The 19,423-nt window shown below is 71.0% G+C and carries 9 protein-coding genes; 6 read left to right on the forward strand and 3 right to left on the reverse strand.

What is annotated here, in order from left to right:
• Positions 1-396: 396 nt before the first annotated feature.
• From RUR_RS21400 to RUR_RS21410, 3 genes are all read left to right on the forward strand, one after another.
• Complete coding sequence (locus tag RUR_RS21400; RefSeq protein WP_283136881.1) at positions 397-3,681, forward strand: S8 family serine peptidase; 3,285 nt, start codon at positions 397-399, stop codon at positions 3,679-3,681.
• 226 nt (positions 3,682-3,907) lie between these two features.
• Positions 3,908-7,192: a S8 family serine peptidase gene (locus tag RUR_RS21405; protein WP_283136882.1), complete on the forward strand. Its 3,285-nt coding sequence runs from the start codon at positions 3,908-3,910 to the stop codon at positions 7,190-7,192.
• A 528-nt stretch (positions 7,193-7,720) separates the two neighbouring features.
• On the forward strand, positions 7,721-11,017 hold the full coding sequence (locus RUR_RS21410; RefSeq protein ID WP_283136883.1) for a S8 family serine peptidase: 3,297 nt from the start codon (positions 7,721-7,723) through the stop codon (positions 11,015-11,017).
• Positions 11,018-11,374: 357 nt separating this feature from the next.
• Here the strand turns inward: RUR_RS21410 and RUR_RS21415 are convergent, their stop codons facing one another.
• A complete protein-coding gene (locus tag RUR_RS21415; RefSeq protein ID WP_283136884.1) occupies positions 11,375-12,481 on the reverse strand; it encodes a PucR family transcriptional regulator in 1,107 nt (368 codons plus the stop codon).
• Positions 12,482-12,609: 128 nt separating this feature from the next.
• Between RUR_RS21415 and RUR_RS21420 the strand changes: the two genes are divergently transcribed.
• Together RUR_RS21420 and RUR_RS21425 are read left to right on the forward strand one after the other, a co-directional pair.
• The gene (locus tag RUR_RS21420) at positions 12,610-13,917 is read left to right on the forward strand and encodes a serine hydroxymethyltransferase (RefSeq protein WP_283136885.1); all 1,308 of its coding nucleotides are present in this window, start codon (positions 12,610-12,612) and stop codon (positions 13,915-13,917) included.
• Positions 13,918-14,019: 102 nt separating this feature from the next.
• Complete coding sequence (locus tag RUR_RS21425) at positions 14,020-14,652, forward strand: NYN domain-containing protein (RefSeq protein WP_283136886.1); 633 nt, start codon at positions 14,020-14,022, stop codon at positions 14,650-14,652.
• 104 nt (positions 14,653-14,756) lie between these two features.
• Here RUR_RS21425 and RUR_RS21430 read toward each other — a convergent pair whose 3' ends face one another.
• Positions 14,757-14,879, reverse strand: coding sequence for a hypothetical protein (locus RUR_RS21430; RefSeq protein ID WP_283136887.1), 123 nt, complete (start codon positions 14,877-14,879; stop codon positions 14,757-14,759).
• Positions 14,880-15,249: 370 nt separating this feature from the next.
• Positions 15,250-16,251, reverse strand: coding sequence for an NADP-dependent oxidoreductase (locus RUR_RS21435; RefSeq protein ID WP_283136888.1), 1,002 nt, complete (start codon positions 16,249-16,251; stop codon positions 15,250-15,252).
• 98 nt (positions 16,252-16,349) lie between these two features.
• On the opposite strand from RUR_RS21435, the gene RUR_RS21440 reads away from it, so the two are divergent.
• Complete coding sequence (locus tag RUR_RS21440) at positions 16,350-19,337, forward strand: AfsR/SARP family transcriptional regulator (RefSeq protein WP_283136889.1); 2,988 nt, start codon at positions 16,350-16,352, stop codon at positions 19,335-19,337.
• Positions 19,338-19,423: the final 86 nt, after the last annotated feature.

Below are 19,423 nucleotides of genomic sequence, written 5' to 3' on the forward strand. Positions count from 1 at the left end.
CCCGCCGCAACAACCAGCAATAGGCAAAAAACTCCCATTTCAGCCACTGATCCACTGGGTGTATTTCGATAATAATTACCATTTGCCAGATATGTCCACTTCCACATTTGTATGTAGATACGAAGTTCAATGGAACGCGGCGATAAATAGGAGCAATTCGATGATCATGACGCCAACGTGATTCACACGTCTCGCGCGACGGGGGTGCGAGGACGATCGAGCCCGAGGGACAACCGCGACAGGACACCGTGATCGACCAGGTGCCGCCGCCCCGTCCACCGGCCTTGACGGCTTCGCCCGTACCGGACGGTCAGCGGGGTTCCCGCCCGACGTACTCGGGCTCGGTCGGCCGGAGCGGACGGGGTGATCCCCGCCCGCCGAGCCGAAGGGCACCAGATGAGATGTAAAACCGGAATCGCCGCACTCGCGGTGGTGGTCGCCGCAAGCGTCTTCACACCCCCATCCTCCGTCCACGCCGACCCCGGGAAACCGAGCGCACCCCGGACCGCCGGAAAACCGGCCGACGTGCCGAAGTACGGCGACGTCACCCTGATCACGGGAGACCGCGTCACCGTCGCGGCCGGCCCCGCAGAGGGCTCGCCCCAGGTGGAGGAGGTCGTCCCGGGGAAGGGTCGTGACGTGACCTTCGTCCAGCGGCGGCGGGACGACCACCTGTACGTCATCCCCTCCGACGCGATGTCGCCGATCGCCCGCGGCCTGCTGGACGAACGGCTTTTCAACGTCACCCAGCTGCTGGCCTGGGGATACGGGGACGCCCAGCGCGACGACATCCCGGTGATCGTCCAGTCCGACGCCAAGGCCGCGACCCCTCGCCTGAAGGCCGCGGAGGACACCCGGGCCTTCGCCGGGCTCGGGCTGGCCTCCTCCCGCCTGCCCAAGAACCAGGCGACCGAGACCTGGACGGGCCTCGGCGGCTCGGCCGACGCCAAGACCCTGGCAGGCGGGGTCACCAAGCTCTGGCTGGACGGAAAGCGGCAGCCCACCCTGGAACGCAGCGTCCCCCAGATCGGAGCCCCCGCCGCCTGGGCCCAGGGCCTCACCGGGGAAGGCGTGACCGTGGCCGTGGTGGACACCGGCTACGACGCCACCCACCCCGACCTGCGTGACGTGGTCGTCCAGTCCAAGAGCTTCAAACCGGGCGCACCGCCCGACGCCGACCCCAACGGACACGGCACCCACGTCGCCTCCATCCTCGCCGGATCGGGCCAGGCCTCATCCGGCAAGAACCGGGGAGTCGCGCCCGGGGCCAGACTCGCCGTCGCCAAGGTCGGCGATGAAATGGGCATGCCCGACTCCGAAATCCTGGCCGGGATGCTCTGGGCCATCACCGAGGTCAAGGCGAAGATCGTCAACATGAGTCTCGGCGGCTCCGACGGAGCGGAGATCGACCCGCTGGAACACGCGGTCAACACCCTCACCGCCCAGCACGGCACTCTGTTCGTCATCGCCGCCGGCAACGAAGGCCCCCGGTCCATCGCCAGCCCGGGCAGCGCCGACGCCGCGCTCACCGTGGGCGCCGTCGACCCCGCCGACCGGCTTGTCGACTGGTCCAGCACCGGACCGCGCAACTGGGACAAGGCCGTCAAACCCGATATCACCGCGCCGGGTTCCGAGATCATCGCCGCCGCGGCGGCGGGCACGGCCCCCGACCCGTACACGCCGATGAGCGGCACCTCGATGTCCGCTCCCCATGTGGCGGGGGCGGCGGCGATCCTGGCCCAGCGAAACCCCACCTGGACCGCCGAGCAGCTCAAAGCCGCCCTCATCGGCAGCGCCGTACCCACCGCGGGCACCGGGGTCTTCGCCCAGGGCGCCGGACGGGTCGACGTGGCCCGCGCGATCGCCCAGCCGGTGACCGCCTCCCCGAGTACCCTCTCGACGGTGCTCCCCTGGGCACAGTCCGGAACGCCGGTCACCAAGACCGTCGTCTACCGCAACTCCGGCACGGCACCCCTCACCCTGGACCTGACCGTGGAACAATCCGGCGGCCCGCTGCCGGACGGGCTTCTGGAGCTCCCGGTCCGGCAGGTGACCGTGCCCGCCGGGGGTGAGGCACCGGTGACGTTCACCCTCAACCCCGCCGGGGTGCCGACGGGTGCCTACGCCGCCGTGCTCGTCGCCCGATCGGGCGAGGTCACGGTGCGGACCCCGGTCGGCGCCCATGTCGAACCCGAGTCCTACAACGTGACCGTGCAGGTGACCGGCCTCAGCACCGACCGGACCTCCGGATCCGCCACCCTTTACAATCCGGCCACGCGTGAACAGATGGAGGTGTGGCTACGGGACGGCAAAGCCCAAGCCCGGCTGACCGCGGGAGCGTGGATCCTGGTGCCCCTGCTCTTCTCGCGGGAACTCCGGCGGTTCATCACGGCGTACCGCTCGTTCCGGGCGGAGGCCGACGCCGCGCCCGTCGTCCTGGACGGGAAACAGGTCAGGCCGGCGACCTTCTCAGTGGACGAGCCGACCGCGATCCCGGCCAACTTCATCTCGTTCGCGATCGCCGACCGGCAGGACGGCACATCCTGGTCCTACGGCACGGGCATCTTCGGGCGCGACGCCAACACGCTCCTCGGCGTCATTCCGGTCACGCAACCCGGGGTCGCCTTCGCCGCCTGGACCACCTGGCAGCAGCAGGGGGCCGTGCTCAGCCCCTACCGTTACGATCTGGTCAAGTACCACGAGGGAGGCATCCCCGACCCGGTCTACGCCGCGAAGACCGCCGACCTGGCCAAGAGCGAGGTCACCTTCCGGCGCGTCCTCCCCACCGCCGGAACCGGCTTGCTGGGGTCGGGGCTGATCATGGGGACCCGCCTGGACCAGGTGTCCACCCGGGTGGCCCTGCCCGGAACCCTGATCCACTACCGCACCCCGGGCCAGGCACTCGCCTGGCAGTCGGCGTTGACCGACCGCGAGTCCAGGACCCAGACCTATGAGGTCGCCCGGGCCAGGCGCCACGGGAACTCGACCGAGGTGTGGCCCACCGCGGCCTTCGGCCCCGCACTCCGGCCCGGCCACTCCACCCGTACCGGCGACGAACTCCGGTACATTCCGAGCTCACTCTTCGCCGACGGGTCTCCCCGGCGGTACAGCAACGACTGGGGACTCCAGGCCACGGCCACCCTCACCAAGGACGGGCAGACCCTCGGCCGGATCGAGTTCACCAGCTGCATGATGTTCCTGGAATTCTGCACCCTGAAGACCTCGGTCCCACCCGGCGAAGCCGTCTACACCCTCACCACCGCCGCCCAAAGGAACCCCGGAGCCGGGGGACTGTCCACGGCGACGGAGACGGCCTGGACCTTCCGCTCCTCCCGCACCGAACGGCCGCAGGCACTCCCGCTGATGACCGTGCGCTACCGGCCGATGGGCCTCGACCAGTTCAACCGCGCCCGGGCCGGTACCCTCACCCCGATCCCGTTGCAGGTCGAAGGGGTCCCGGGTTCCCCCGCCCCAGCCGTCCGAACCCTCACCGTGGAGGCGTCCGCCGACGACGGCGCCACCTGGCGGCGAATCCCGGTCCTCCCCTCGCCCGGCGGCTGGACCGCGTTCGTCCTCAACCCCGCCGCGGGGGACTTCGTCTCCCTCCGCACCGTCGCCGTCGACCGCGCGGGCACCACGGTCAAGCAGACCATCACCCGGGCCTACGCCCTGGCCTCATGACCCTTGAAGGAGCCGCAGGGTCCGCGGCTCCTTCCGGCGGCCGCCGCGACGGCGTGAGCCGACCGCGTGGGACAAGGCGACGTACATACTCCGATCTGGCACCTCCATAAACCGCCCAGACCAGCACGATACGGGCTGCGCCTGGCGCTCACCGTCTCCGCCGCACCACGCGAGTCATTCGTTCCGGCGCCCGGCAACCATTGCCCAATCCGATCGAGAGGCACCGATGAGACTCAGAGCCGGAATCGCCGCGCTCGCCACGCTGCTCACCGCCGGCGTCGTCACGACACCGCCACCCTCAGCCCACGCCGAACCCGGGAATCCCGGCGTGGCCGACGGCCCCCGGCGGTCGGCCGACGCCCCGAAGCACGGGGACGTGACCCTGATCACCGGTGACCGGGTCACCGTCCTGCCCGGCCCCAAGGACGGTCCGCCCCCGGCGCGGATCACACCGGGCGAGGGTCGTGCGGTCACCTTCACCCAGCGGTGGCGGGACGGCCACCTGCACGTGATCCCCTCCGACGCCCTGCCGCTGATCGGCCGCGGTCTGCTGGACGAGCGACTGTTCGACGTCACCCAGCTGCTGGCCTGGGGATACGGGGACGCCCACCGCGACGACATCCCGGTGATCGTCCAGTCCGACGCCACGGCCGCGACCCCTCGCCTGACGGCGGCGGAGGGGACCGGCTCCTTCCCCGGACTCGGGCTCTCCGCCGCACGCCTGCCCAAAAAGCAGACGGCCGCGACCTGGGAAAGCCTGGGGACCTCCGTCACCGCCAAGAGCCTGGCGGGCGGGGTGACCAAGCTCTGGCTGGACGGGAAACGCACCCCCGTCCTGGACCGCAGCGTCCCCCGGATCGGCGCCCCCACCGCCTGGTCCGAGGGACTCACCGGGGACGGGGTGACGGTCGCGGTGCTGGACAGCGGCTACGATCCGGCCCACCCGGACCTGCGCGACGCCGTCGTCCAGGCCAGGAACTTCGATCCGGACTCCCCCGACGCCTACGACCGGTACGGGCACGGCACCCACGTCGCCTCGGTCGTCGCCGGATCCGGGCAGGCCTCCGACGGCCGGCACAAGGGGGTCGCCCCGGGCGCCAGGCTCGCCATCGGAAAACTCGGCGATCGGTCGTTCACCGACTCCGTCCTCCTGGCCGGAATGACCTGGGCCGCCGGCGAGGTCAAGGCCAAGGTCGTCAACATGAGCCTCGGCGGTCCCGACGGCCCCGAGATCGACCCGGTGGAGCACGCGGTCAACACCCTCACCGCCCAGCACGGCACCCTGTTCGTCGTCGCCGCAGGCAACGGCGGTCCCCGGTCGATCAGCAGCCCGGGCAGCGCCGACGCCGCGCTCACCGTCGGCGCCGTCGACCCCGACGACCGGCTCGCCGGCTTCTCCAGCACCGGGCCGCGCAACTGGGACAAGGCGGTAAAACCTGACATCACCGCACCCGGAGTCGACATCACCGCCGCCGCGGCGGCGGGCACGGCCCCGGGCCCGTACGTCGCCTACCGAGGCACCTCCATGGCCGCTCCGCACGTCGCCGGGGCGGCGGCCATCCTGGCCCAGCGCCACCCCACCTGGACCGCCGGACAGCTCAAAGCCGCACTCGTCGGCAGCGCCGTCCCAAGTGTCGGCGCCGGTGCCTTCGAGCAGGGTGCCGGGCGGGTGGACGTGGCCCGCGCGATCGCCCAGCCGGTCGTCGCCGAGCCGGGCACCCTCTCCACCACGCTGCCCTGGCCACAGACCGGCGGTCCGGTCGCCAAGACCGTCGTCTACCGCAACTCCGGCGCGGCTCCGCTCGCTCTGGATCTGACGCTGGAGGGCTCCCTGCCGCAGGGGCTGGCGGAGGTTTCGACCCGGCAGGTGACCGTCCCCGCCGGGGGAGAGGCACCGGTGACCCTCACCCTCAACCCCGCCGGGGTACCGACGGGTGCGTACGCCGGTGTGATCGTCGCCCGGTCGGGACAGACCACGGTACGGACCCCGCTCGGCGTCCACGTCGAGCCCGAGTCCCACGACCAGCGGATCGAGGTGATCGGCCCGGACGGCCGTCCCGGGTCGGCCTTCATCACGATCTACAACCTGGTCACGGATGAGAGCGAACGGATTCTCGTCGCAGGCGGACGCGCCACCGCCAGGTTGCCTGTCGGGGAGTGGAACGCCTTTGGGGAGATCTTCACGGATTCGGGTCTGGACAGCACCCTCCTCCACCTTCCCTTACGCGTGACGCCGGGCGATGCCCCCCTGGTGCTTGACGCGCGGCAGGCCCGTGAAGTGAGGTTCTCCGTCGACGAGCCGACGGCCGTCCGGGACGAGAACCTGGCCGTGACGATCGCGAACCGTCAGGGTGACAAGACGTGGAGCCAGGTCATGATGATCTACAATCCGGGCTTGCGCGCCAAGATCTCCGTCCTGCCGAGCCGGCAACCCGGAGTCGGATTGAGTCTCCGCACCGTCTGGCACAAGCGGGGCGCGAACCCCAGTCCCTACCGCTACGACCTGGTCCAGCACCATCGGGGAGGCCTGCCCGCCGACCCTACCCTGGCGGCCAGGACCGCGGAGCTGGCCAAGGTGACCGCCGTCTACCGGAGCACGGCACCGGACGACCGCACCGCCGACATCGGTGTGCAGGCCACGGCCCCCGGCGAGCCGTCGTCGTTCAGCTTCCCGGAGGCCGTGCCGGTTCCCGGCACCCTGATCCACTACCGCGTCCCCGGGGACGGCATCGTCTGGAGCTCGTGGCTCAGCCACGAGGACGGGCACACCATCGAGGACGCCGGGCGGACCGTTCGGCGGAGGAACTACACCGAGCCGTGGAACAACGCCGTCATCGGACCGGCCCTTCGCGCCGGCGAATCGATCCGGACCGGTGACGAACTCCGCTACACGGCCAGTTCGCTGTTCACCGACGGCACGCCCGGCCGGTACGGCGACGACGCCTCCCTCACCGGCACCGTCGTCCTGGCCAAGGACGGGCTCACCCTCGGCCGGGCCGAGTTCACCGAATGCCATCGCTGGTTCCCGGACAACACCTGCACCGTCACCGCGCAACTCCCGCCCGGCGGCGGCGTCTACACCCTCACCACCACCGCACACCGCAACCCCGCGGTCAGCGCCCTGTCCACCCGGATCGAGGCGGCCTGGACCTTCACCTCCGCGCGGACGGCCACGGCCACCCCGCTTCCGCTGGCGATCGTCCGGCACATCGCGCTGGGCCTGGACATCGCCAACCGCGCCAAGCACGGAACCCGCACCCCGATCGCACTCCGCGTCGAACGCGCCCCCGGTGCCGCGGCGGCGAAGGTCACCTCGCTGAGAGTCGAGGCGTCGAGCGACGACGGCGCCACATGGCGGCCGATCCCGGTCGTCCCTTTCCCGGGAGGCTGGACCGCGTTCTCCCCCAACCCGGCCTCGGGCCGGTTCGTGTCACTGCGGACCGTCGCCGTCGACAGCGTGGGCACCACGGTCAAGCAGACGATCACCCGGGCCTACGCCCTGACCCCGTGATCGTCTGACAGCGGTACGACAGCCGTGGCCGCCGGATTCCGGGACCACGGCTGTCCGAATCGTTCCGTGGCCCTGCGGCTTTCACCACGGCAAATCTTGAGAATCCCGTCGGACCCGTCGAACTTCCCGCCACCGCTCCGACCGGAGCCGCTGTCACTTACCGCGATATTGCACAGATTCCATCATTCGCCCCATTATAGAGCTTTTTATACAGTCGCCATATGTCACATATATATAAATACCATATAAATCCATATCGTTACTGAAATCCATTTATGAAGCGATATCGAGTCGTTGATGATGGCGGCTGCGTGATTCACACGCCTCGCATGACGGGGGTGCGAGAGCGATCGAGCCGGAGGGACAACCGGGGCAGGACTCTCTGATCGACCGGGCGCCGCCACCCCGTCCACCGGCCACGACGGCTCCGCCCGTACCGGACGATCGGCGAGGTTCGGCCTGACGGGCTCCGGCTCGGTCGGCCGGAGCGGGCCGGGAAACCCCGGCCGCCGAGCCGAAAGGCGATCGATGCGGTACAAAGCCGGACCCACCACACTCGCGGTGGCGATCCTTACGGGACTCGTCACAGCCGCCCCACCCGTCCATGCCGGACCGGGGACGCCGCCCGGACCCGCGGGCCCGGGCGCCCCGGTCTCCGGGAAGGCGCCCGCCGTCCCGGGGCACGGCGACATCACCTTGATCACCGGGGACCGCGTCACCGTCCTGCCCGGTCCGCAAGACGGGCCACCCCAGACGAAGATCACGCCGGGGAAGGGCCGTAGCGTCACCTTCACCCAGCGGTGGCGGGACGGCCACCTGCACGTGATCCCCTCCGACGCCCGGGAGCCGCTCGCCCGGGGCCTGCTCGACGAGCGGCTGTTCGACGTCACCCAGCTGCTCGCCTGGGGATACGGGGACGACCGGCGCGACGACATCCCGGTGATCGTCCAGTCGAACGTCAAGACCGCCGCCCCGCCGCTGAAGGCCGCGGAGGACGCCATGTCCTTCACCGGGCTCGGACTCACCTCATCCCACCTGCCCAAGAGCCGGGTGACCGAGGCCTGGAAGAGCCTGGGCGCCTCCACCGGCGCCAAGACCCTTGTCGGCGGGGTGACCAAGCTCTGGCTCGACGGGAAACGCGCTCCCGCCCTGGAACGGAGTGTCCCCCAGATCGGCGCCCCCACCGCCTGGGCCCAAGGCCTCACCGGGGAAGGGGTCACCGTCGCGGTCCTGGACACCGGCTACGATCCGACCCACCCCGACCTGCGCGACGCCGTGGTCCAGGCCAGGAGCTTCGACCCCGAGGATCCCGATGTCCGGGACCGGGACGGGCACGGCACCCACGTCGCCTCGACCGTCGCCGGATCCGGGCAGGCCTCCGGGGGCCGGCACAAGGGAGTCGCCCCCGGCGCCAAGCTGGCCATCGGCAAGCTCGGTACGTGGGGTTTCTCGGAATCCGCCGTCCTGGCCGGGATGATCTGGGCCGCGACCGAGGTCAAGGCCAAGGTCGTCAACATGAGTCTCAGCGGATTCGACAGACCCGGGATCGACCCGCTGGAGCACGCCGTCAACGCCCTCACCGCCGAGACCGGGACCCTGTTCGTGGTCGCCGCAGGAAACGACGGCCCTCAGTCGGTGACCAGCCCGGGCAGCGCGGACGCCGCCCTCACCGTGGGCGCCGTCGACAAGAACGACGGCCTCGCCGACTTCTCCAGCACCGGGCCCCGCAACTGGGACAAAGCAATCAAACCCGACATCACCGCCCCGGGTGTCGCCATCATCGCCGCCGCAGCGGCGGGCACGGCCCCCGGCCCGTACACCGCCCGGCTCGGCACCTCCATGGCCGCGCCCCATGTGGCGGGGGCGGCGGCGATCCTGGCCCAGCGCCACCCCACCTGGACCGCCGAACAGCTCAAAGCCGCGCTCATCGGCAGCGCCGTGCATAAGGGGGACGCCGGGGTGTTCGGACAAGGCGCGGGAAGGGTGGACGTGGCCCGAGCGTCCACCCAGACCGTCACCGCCTCCCCCGCCACCCTCTCCACCCGGTTCCCCTGGCCGCACACCGGCGGACCGGTCGCCAAGACCGTCGTCTACCGCAACTGGGGCACGACGCCCCTCACCCTGGACCTGACCGTCGAGCAGTCCGGCGCCCCGCTCCCGCAAGGGCTCCTGGAACTCCCGGACCGGGAGGTGACCGTCCCCGCCGGGGGTGAGGCACCGGTCACGTTCACCCTCCACCCCGCCGCGTCACGCGCGGGCACCCACGCCGGTGTGCTCGTCGCCCGATCGGGCGAGGCCACGGTACGAACCCCGGTCGGCGCCCACGTCGAACCCGAATCCCACGACCAGGTGATCGAGACGATCGGCGCGGACGGCGGCCCGTCCCTGGCTTCCATCGAGTTCTACAACCCGGCCACCGGCGAGCGAGTGGACCTCCCGACCTCAACCGGCCGCATCACCGCCCGGCTTCCCCTCGGGAATTGGAACGTCTACAGCACCATCTACACCCCATCCGACCGGGGCACCACATTCGCGCACCTCCCCTTCCGGGTGGAACCGGGTGGCGCCCCGCTCGTGCTGGACGCGAGGAAGGGCAAGCAGATCACGTTCTCGGTCGACGAACCGACTGCCGTCCCGAACCCGGAACTGGCCCTGACGTTCGTCAACCGGCGAAACGGCAAGCTCTGGTTCGAAAGCATCAACATGTGGCTGATGACCCCGAACACCAGAATCTCCGTCCTGCCCAGCCGGTACCCAGGAACCGGGTTCAGCGCCAGGACGGTCTGGCAGAAGCGGGACACCTACCCCAGCCCCTACCGATACGACCTGATCCAGCACCACCAGGGTGGCCTCCCGGACAACCCGACAATGAACGCCAAGACCACCGAACTCGCCAAGGTCACCGCCACCTATCGGAGCACCAACCCGGCGGGCGGCACCGTCTTCGTCGGCACGCGGGCGTACGCTCCAGGCGAACCCACGGCCTTCCCTCAAGCGACCGCCCTCCCGCTCCCCGGCACCCTGACCCACTATCGCGTTCCGGGGAAGGACATCGTCTGGGGGACGACGCTCTTCCATGACACCGGGCAGTTCACCGAAGACCAGAACCGGACTCTGCGACGCAGGCACTACACCGAGGTCTGGAACAACGCGGTCTTCGGTCCCGCGCCCCGCACGGCGACACGGACCGGCGACGAACTCCGCTACCGGGACACATCCCTGTTCGCCGACGGCACACCCGGCCGGACCAGCACGGACTCCCGCACCACCGGCACGATCACCCTCACCGAGGACGGGCAGACCCTCGGCCGGACCGAGTACACCGAATGCCTCAACTGGGAGCCGTACAGTTGCTCGCTCACCGCACGGCTCCCCGCGGCCGGCGGCGTCTACACCCTCACCTCGGTCGCCCGACGCGACCCCGGTGTCGGTGCCCTGTCCACCAAGGTCGAGACGGCGTGGACGTTCCGATCGGCCCGTACGGCCACGGCCGCACCGCTCCCACTGACAACCGTCCGCTACACCCCGCTCGGCCTGGACACCGCCAACCGCGCCAGGCGAGGCACCCTCACCCCGATCCCCCTCCGCGTCGAACGCGCCCCGGGAGTCCCTGAAGCGAGGGTTACCTCGATCCAGGTCGAGGCGTCGGCCGACGACGGCGTCACCTGGTGGCCGATCCCGGTCCTGCCGACAGCCGACGGCTGGACCGCGTTCGTCCTCAACCCCGCCGCCGGCGACTTCGTCACCCTGCGCACCGCCGCCGCCGACCGCGCCGGCACCACCGTCAAGCAGACGATCACCCGCGCCTACGCCCTGACCCGCTGACCGCCTGATATCCGGTACGACAGCCGTGGCCTCCGCACTTTGGGGGCCACGACCTTTCCCCCCTCTGGGAACCCCTGATACGGCAGATGATCGTTGTCGTCTGTACCCCCCGGAGGGTGCGCACAACGCAACGATCACCAGGCCGATACGGCGGACGCGGCCGAACCCGGCGGACCTGGTCCGGACCGCACCCACCCCGACATCGCACCCCCGCGTGTCACCCGGACCCGCACGGTACGGGCTGCGCCGGGCCCAGTACCGGCCTCCGCCGCAACGGTCAAGCCGCCTCCGGCCGTACCGGCCGAACCGACGCCGCGATCAGGGTGACCTGCGACGGCCCATGGTGAGCGCGAGACATCAGACGCCGGTCCAGCGGGCGAGTTTCAGGGCGAGGTGCAGCTCCAGGCGGTCCCGGCCGTCGCGCAGGCTCCGGCCGGTGATCTCCTCGATCCGGCCCAGGCGGTAGTAGAGGCTGGTCCGGTGGAGGTGCATCGTGCGGGCCGTCTCCTGCGCGTCGCAGCCGGTGTCGAGGTAGCGCTCCAGCGTGGCGAGGAGGGTGCCCCGGGCGTCACGCTCGCGCAGGCGGTCGAGCGGATCGCCCGTGACGACGCCGTGGCCGTACTCGGCGAGGAGGCGGTAGACGCCGAGCCGCTCCCAGGCGAGGACCGGTCCGAGCCCGGGTTCCGCGCGGACGGCCCGGGCGGCGGCGAGGGCCTGGCGGTGCGCCTGGCGGGCGTCGGCCAGCCGCGGATGGAGGGCGCTGACGCCCACCCGGACACCCGGGCCGGGGACGAACCGCTCGGCCAGCGTCGCAAGCCGGGCGTCCGGCGACAGCAGGAGGGCCAGGTGGCGTTCGACGCCCGCCCGCGCGACGACCCCCGGCACCCGGTCGCCGAGGCCGCGGGCGGGGTCCCCCGCCGTGCCCTCGACCACGGCGATCCGGATGGCTCCGTCCCGTTCCACCGCGCCACGGGCGATCAGCGCCGCCTCGGCCTCGGCGCGGGGTCCCGGAGCCTTTGCGGTGAGGAGGGTACGGAGCAGGCCGGAGCTTCCCGACCTCGACCCCGGCCCTTCGCCGAGGAGCGCCGCGATGGCCTGTGAGTCGGCGACCGCCCGTTCCCGTTCCGGTACGGTGAGGTGCCGGTCGCCTTCGATGAGCCACAGGTAGCCCAGGCGCGTGCCGCGGTGCAGGAGCGGGACGCAGAGCCGGGCCGACATGCGCAGCCGGGGGTTGGCGGCGACGTGGACGGGGCGGGTGGCCCTGCGGATGCCGTGCGCGTCCTGCCAGCGGCTGACCTCGGCGGGGACCGTCCGGGAGAGGACGGCCTCCGCCCGTACCGGGTCGGCGTCGCCGTGGTGGGCGCTGTGGGCGATCACCCGTCCTTCGGGGTTGTCGATGGACACCCCGCGCCCGATCGCGAGCGCCAGGGCTTCGAGGAGTTCCTGCGCTGCCTGGACGATCACCATCTGATGGTACCTATTCCGACATTTGCTGGAAATATGCCTATTTCTAGTCGGTAGTCGGATATCTGGGGGGAGGGATACGGTCGACCGCAACCCGCCCGGCACAAGCGGCGGAGAAGGAGCGAACCGTGGAAACCCTCAGCAGCGTCGCCCCCTGGGCATCGGCCGCGGCCCAGGCCCGCCTGCGTGAACTGGAGACCACACTCGCCGGACGCGACGTCCTCGACGCCGTCCGGGAGTCGATCGAGGCGCACCGGCGCGCCTACGACGAAGACGGCGTCGTCCTGTACGCGGGCACCAACACCATGACCGCCCGGGCGCGCTCCGTCCACGACCCGGCGCTGTCCAGCCGGCCCTCCATGGGCTGGCCCGGCGAGAAGTTTCAAGCCGGACTCGACCACCTCGACGCCCTCGAGGTCCTCGCCCCCACCCTCGTCGCCGACGTCATGGGCGGCCGGTTCGCCGAAGTACGGCTGCAGAGCGCCACCCTGTGCAACCTCGCCGTCTACACCGCCTTCGCCCGGCCCGGCGACACGATCGCCGTACTCCCCGAGAACGCCAACGGGCACGCCAGCCACCACGCCCAGGGCGCCGCCGGAATCCGCGGCCTGCGCGTCGTCGACCTCCCCTACGACCCCGCGCGGATCGACCTCGACTACGAGCGGCTCCCGCACGTGCTGCGCCTGGAACGCCCCGCCCTCGTCGTCGTCGGCGCCAGCCTCATGCTCTTCCCGCACGACGTCGCCGCCGTCCGCGCCGCCTGCGACGAGATCGGCGCCCTCCTCGTCTACGACGCCTCACACGTCGCCGGCCTCCTCGCCGGGAAGGCGTTCCAGGATCCGCTCCGGGACGGCGCCCACCTGATCACCATGTCGACCTACAAGTCCTTCGGCGGACCGCCCGGCGGCGCGATCGTCACCGCCGACCACGACATCGCCCGGCGGGTCTCCCGAGCCGCCTACCCCGGCCTGCTCGCCAACTACGACATCGGCAGGCTCGCCCCCCTCGCCGTCACCGCCGCCGACCTGGTGGCGACCGGCCAGGACTACGCCCGCCGCTGCATGGCCAACGCCGGCGCCCTCGCCGCCGCCCTCGACGCCGAAGGCTTCACCCTCGCCGGATCGGGTCGCGGCTGGACCGCCTCCCACCACCTCGCCGTGGACGCCCGGGACTTCGGCGGCGGGGCCGAGGCGGCCCGGCGCCTGGCCGCGGGCGGAATCCACCTCAGCGGCATCGAACTCCCCTACCAGGCCGCCGACGAACCCACCCGGGGCCTGCGCATCGGCACCCAGGAGATCACCCGCCACGGCTTCGGCGAGTCCGCCATGCCCAAGATCGCCACCCTGATGCGCCGCCTCCTCGTCGACAAACAGGACCCCGCCGACGTCCTCCCCGACACCACAGCCCTCCGCCATACCCACCGCGTCAACCCCTGACCTCCAAGTCTTGTACGGCTGCCGCGGCTCAGGCGGTGATCCGGTCCGGGGCCCTTGACAAACGCGCTCCAACTCAACTCTTGGTGACTGTATCTTTACCGTGTGATTACGAATGTTTATGTTGATGGGTTCAACCTCTTCTACGGGTGCCTAAAAGGGACCCGTCACAAGTGGCTAGACCTCGATGCCCTTGCCCATCGAATGGCCCCTAACCACCAAATTCACCGCATTCGGTACTTCACCGCCAAGATCTCAGCTCGCCCCAACGATCTCGACGGACCCAACAAGCAAGGCTTCTACCTGAGAGCCCTGTCAACAATCCCCCATCTCAGCATTCATTTGGGCAGATTCCAACAGAAGAAGACACGAATGCGACTAGCCCACCCACCCCCGGGAGGTCCTGCGACGGTAGAGGTCATCAAGACTGAGGAGAAGGGGTCAGACGTCAACCTCGCGACCCATCTGCTTGCAGACGCGTTCCGGCAGGATTGCGAGGTAGCCATCGTTATCAGCAACGACGCCGACTTGGCCGAGCCGATTCGCCTGGTACGCCATGAGATCGGTATTCGAGTGGGTGTGGTCAATCCGCATCCAACTCGCCGTCGGAGCATCGAACTGGAGGCGGTTTCCCCCACGTTCTTCCGCGAGATTCGCGAATCCGTGCTGGCCGGCTGCCAGTTTCCCGAAAAGCTGGCAGATGCCCGTGGAGAAATACGGCGACCCGCGACCTGGTGAAAAATACAAGGCCCCGTCCTACGGACGAGGCCTGTTCCCACCGGCGCGTGTCCAATGGGGCGATAGATCAAGCTAACCAGCTCGCTAAGTACCTGTCAACTCACTCAGCGCAAGCAGGTGGCAGCTGGGGCGGACATGAGAGGTTCCGCAGCGACCAGGTCGATGTTCACCGGGCTCGGCTCTCCGGCGGGACGGGAGGCGAGGCGGATCTCACGGGTGGCGACCATCGGGTGCTCCTTGGCAGGTGCTGCTCTTTCTGACAAGGTCAACTGTGCCGAGGGCCACACACGATCCGCTGGGGGTAGCGTGACCTGGTGCGATTTGGTGTGCTGGGCCCGGTGTCGGTGTGAACCTCGGACGGGCGAACCATGGCCCCGCCCATCGAAATGAACGGTGCGCGATCAGTCGAGTTCACTCGCTCCGCACCTGTCACGTTACCCAAAGCAGCTTCCGCACATCCGCCGCGGACGAGAACGGTCGATCATCGACATTCGGTTGTGCGTCAGGGACATGGCCATCCGGGACGGAACATCACAAGCAGGCGGCCACGACCGGCATGCCGTTCTCATCGCAGAACACGGGATCCCGGATCGTGGGTCAGAGCCTCACCAGCATCTTGCCGACGTTGCCGCCGCGCAGGACGTCCAGGAAGGCGGCGGGGGCCTGTTCGAGGCCCTCGGCCACCGTCAGTTCGGTGTACAGGGAGCCGTCGGCGAGCCAGCCCGCGGCCTTGCCGATCCACTCGGGGAAGAGCGGGAAGTAGGTGTTGACCAGCATGCCGCGCAGGGAGGCGTCCTTGGCGGCCAGCCGGAACAGGTTGGCGGGGCCGGGAACGGGCTCGGTGGCGTTGTAGGAGCTGATGGCGCCGACCATGGCGATCCGGGCACCGGGCCGCAGGGCGTCGAGGGCGGCCGCCAGATGGTCGCCGCCGACGTTGTCGAGGTAGACGTCGATGCCGTCGGGGGCGGCCTGGGCGAGCTGCTCCCTGAGGGACCCGGCGCGGTAGTCGATGGCCGCGTCGTAGCCGAAGTCCTGCACCAGTTTCCCGGCCTTCACCGGGCCGCCGGCCGAGCCGATCACGCGGGCGGCGCCGAGTTTGCGGGCGAGCTGCCCGGCGACGCCGCCGACGGCGCCGGCCGCGGCCGAGATCCAGACGACGTCGCCCCGCCGTACCGGAGCCACCTCGGTCAGCGCCGCGTAGGCGGTCAACCCGGTGGTGCCGAGAACGCCCAGGTACGCCTCGGCGGGGGCGAGGTCCGTGTCGGCGACCGTCACGGCGGCGTCGTCGAGCACCGCGTGCTCCCGCCAGCCGGCGAAGTGCACGACGGTGGCTCCGACCGGCACCTGCGGCGACCGCGAGGCGACGACCTCTCCGACCGCCGAGCCTTCCAGGACCGCGCCCAGCCGGAACGGCGGGATGTAGGACTCGACGTCGTCCATGCGTCCGCGCATGTACGGGTCCACCGACATCCAGGTGTTGCGTACCAGCACCTGCCCTTCGCCGGGTTCCGGCAGCTCTGCGACGACCAGGTCGAAGTTCGCCGGGCTCGGCTCTCCGGCGGGGCGGGAGGCGAGGTGGATCTCACGGGTGGTGACCATTGCGTGCTCCTTGGCGGGTGCTGCTCTTCCGGACGAGGTCAACTGTGCCGAGGGCCGCGCACGATCCACTGGGGGTTCGCTGCGGGTAGCGTGACTTGGTGCGATTTGGTGTGCTGGGCCCGCTGGCGGTGTGGACCGCGGACGGGCGTCCCGTACGGGTCCCCGAGGTGAAGGTCCGCGCGCTCCTCGCCGACCTGCTCGTGCACGAGGGCCGCCCGGTCCCCGCCGACCGGCTCGCCTACGACCTGTGGGGCGACGACCCTCCCGGCAATCCCGTCAACACCTTGCAGACCAAGGTCTCCCAGCTGCGCCGCGCCCTGGGCGAGGACGGCCGTTCCCTGGTGCTCTTCCAACCGGCCGGGTACGTGCTGCGCGCGGACGACGTGGACGCCCTCCACTTCACGGCCCTGCTCGACCGTGCCCGCGCCACCGAGGACCCGGCCGCGAAGGCCGCACTGCTGACGGATGCGCTCGCCCTGTGGCGCGGCCCCGCCTACGCCGATTTCCGCGACGAGGAGTTCGCCCGCGCCGCCGCCACCCGCCTGGAGGAGCGGCGGCTGACCGCGGTGGAGGAGCGGGCGGAGGTACGGCTGGCGCTCGGTGAACACGACGGCCTCGCCGACGAGCTGGGCGACGTGGTGGCCGCGTATCCGCTGCGTGAACGGCTGCGGGCCGCACACATGCGGGCGCTCTACCGCTCCGGGCGGCAGAACGACGCCTTGGCCGCCTATACGGACCTGCGGACGCTGCTCGACGAGGAGCTGGGGCTCTCGCCGGGGCCTGAGCTGGCCGAGCTGCACCAGGCCATCCTGCGGCAGGACCCGGAGCTGGCCACCGTGCCCCGCCTCGCGCACCCTCCCCCGTCTCCCGGCCCGGCCAGCCTCCCCGTACCCCTCACCGAGCTGGTCGGACGGCAGGACGACATCGAACGGGTGCGCGACCTGCTCGGCTCCGCCAGACTCGTCACCCTGACCGGGCCGGGCGGGGTCGGCAAGACCCGCCTGGCCCTGGCCTCCGCCGACGGACTCCCCTTCGCGGACGGCGTATGGCTGGTCGAACTCGCGGGCGCCTCGGTCCCGGCGGCCGGCTCCGGGGTGGGGGCGGTGGCCGAGGTGGTCGCCGCGGTCCTCGGAGTGCGTGACGAGACGGATTCCGCGGGCGGGGCACCCGAGGGCCTGCCGTACCGGCTGGCCGGCGGACTTCGGGAGCGGGAGCTGCTGCTGGTGCTCGACAACTGCGAGCACCTGGTCGAGCCGGCCGCCGAACTCGCCGCCCTGCTGCTGCGGACCGCGCCCCGCCTCCGTGTCCTGGCCACCAGCCAGGAGCCGCTCGCCGTCCCCGGTGAGGCCGTGCACACGGTGGCGCCGCTCGCGCTCCCCGACGCCGTCCGCCTGTTCGCGGCCCGCGCCGCCGTCTCCCTCACGGCTGAGACCGCTCCCCACGTGGAGACGATCTGCGTCCGGCTCGACGGCCTGCCGCTGGCGCTGGAGCTGGCCGCGGCCCGCGTGCGTGCCCTCGGGGTGCGGGGTGTCGCCGAGAGGCTGGACGACCGGTTCCGGCTTCTGGCCGGCGCGAGCCGCGGCCTGCCCGCTCGCCAGCGGACGCTCCAAGCGATGATCGAGTGGAGCTGGGAGCAGCTCAACCCCGCCCAGCAGGCCGCCCTGTGCGCCCTCGCCGTCCACCCCGGCGGGTGTACGGCGGAGGCCGCCGAAGCGGTCGGCGTTGATTTCGACCTGCTGGATCAGCTGGTCAACCGTTCGATGGTGGTCGCGGAGCCGCCTCGGTACCGGCTGCTGGAGAGCATCGCGAGCTACTGCCTTTCGCGTCTCGACGGTGACGATCCGGCGTTCGAGCGCAGGGACGACCACTACCTGGCTTTGGCCGAGCGGGCCGTACCGTACCTCACCGGACCCGCGCAGCGGGACTGGCTGCGGCGGCTCGACGACGAGGTGCTCAACCTGCGCGCCGTCGCCCCGTCCGCGCGTCTGGCGCGTGCTCTGGTCTGGTACTGGTATCTGCGCGGCAGGCACGGTGAGGGCCACCGCTACCTTGCCGCGGTGAGCCCGGGCTCGGCGTATGCCGCCGCGTTCGCCTTGCTGGCGGGGGCCGAGCGGGTCGAGGTGGCGGATTTTCCCGACGCCTGGTCGCGCTGGTTCGTGGCGCATTCCCATTTACATCTGGGCGACGTCGCCTCCGCCGTACCGCTGCTCGACGAGGCCGAGGCCGGTTTCCGTGTGGCAGGCGACCCATGGGGGCAGGCGGCGGTGCTGGTGAGCCGGGCCAAGCTGGCCGTGTTCCACGGTGATCTCGGCGCCGCCGAGCGGGACGGCGCGGAGGGGCTGCGTCTGTTCACCGGGCTCGGCGACGGGTGGGGACGGCTGCAGGCCACCGACCAGCTGGGTTACGCGGCGGAGATCGCCGGTGACCACGACCGGGCGGGGAGGCTGCACCGCGAGGCGCTGCGCATCGCCGAGGGGCTGGGGCTGTGGACCGATGTGTCCTACCGGCTGTCCAGCCTGGGTAGAATCGCGCTGCTCAACGGTGACCTCGCCGAGGCCGCGGAGTTCCACGAGCGGGGGCTGCGAGTGGCGACCGAGCAGTCGCACCGCTTCGCCGAGGAGTTCGCGCGGGTCGGCCTCGGGCTGGTCGCCCGCCGCACCGGAGATCTGGACACCGCGGAACGTCTCTTCAACGAGTCCCTGGAGTGGAACCGCCGCCTCGCCGACTCCCGCGGGGTGCCGTTCTACGGCGTGACCCTCATCCTGGCCGAGCTCGGCTTCACGGCCGAGCTGCGCGGCGACGCCCCGCGGGCCAAGGCACTCCATCTCGAAGGGCTCGCCGCGGCCCGCGCGATCGGCGACCCCCGCTCCATCGCGCTGGCGGAGGAGGGGCTGGCGGGGGTCGCCGCGCTGGAAGGGGACCCGGAGGAGGCTGCGCGGTTGCTGGCGGCGGCGCAGGCCCGCCGGGAGTCGGTCGGGGCGCCGCTGCCGCCCGCGGAGCGAGGCGACGTCGACCGGATCAGGGCTTGCCTGCCGGGCGGGTCCCGACAGGTTGACGGGCTGGGCCGACCGGGTCCCGGAAGATGAGCGGTTGGGTGAGGGCGGCGTCTTTCTGAGGAGGTTGCCGCCCTCGCGATCGGCTTGTCGTCTGTCAGGGCCTACCGACCTTGGTG

Source organism: Rhizohabitans arisaemae, from assembly GCF_025996515.1.
Classification (GTDB): domain Bacteria; phylum Actinomycetota; class Actinomycetes; order Streptosporangiales; family Streptosporangiaceae; genus Rhizohabitans; species Rhizohabitans arisaemae.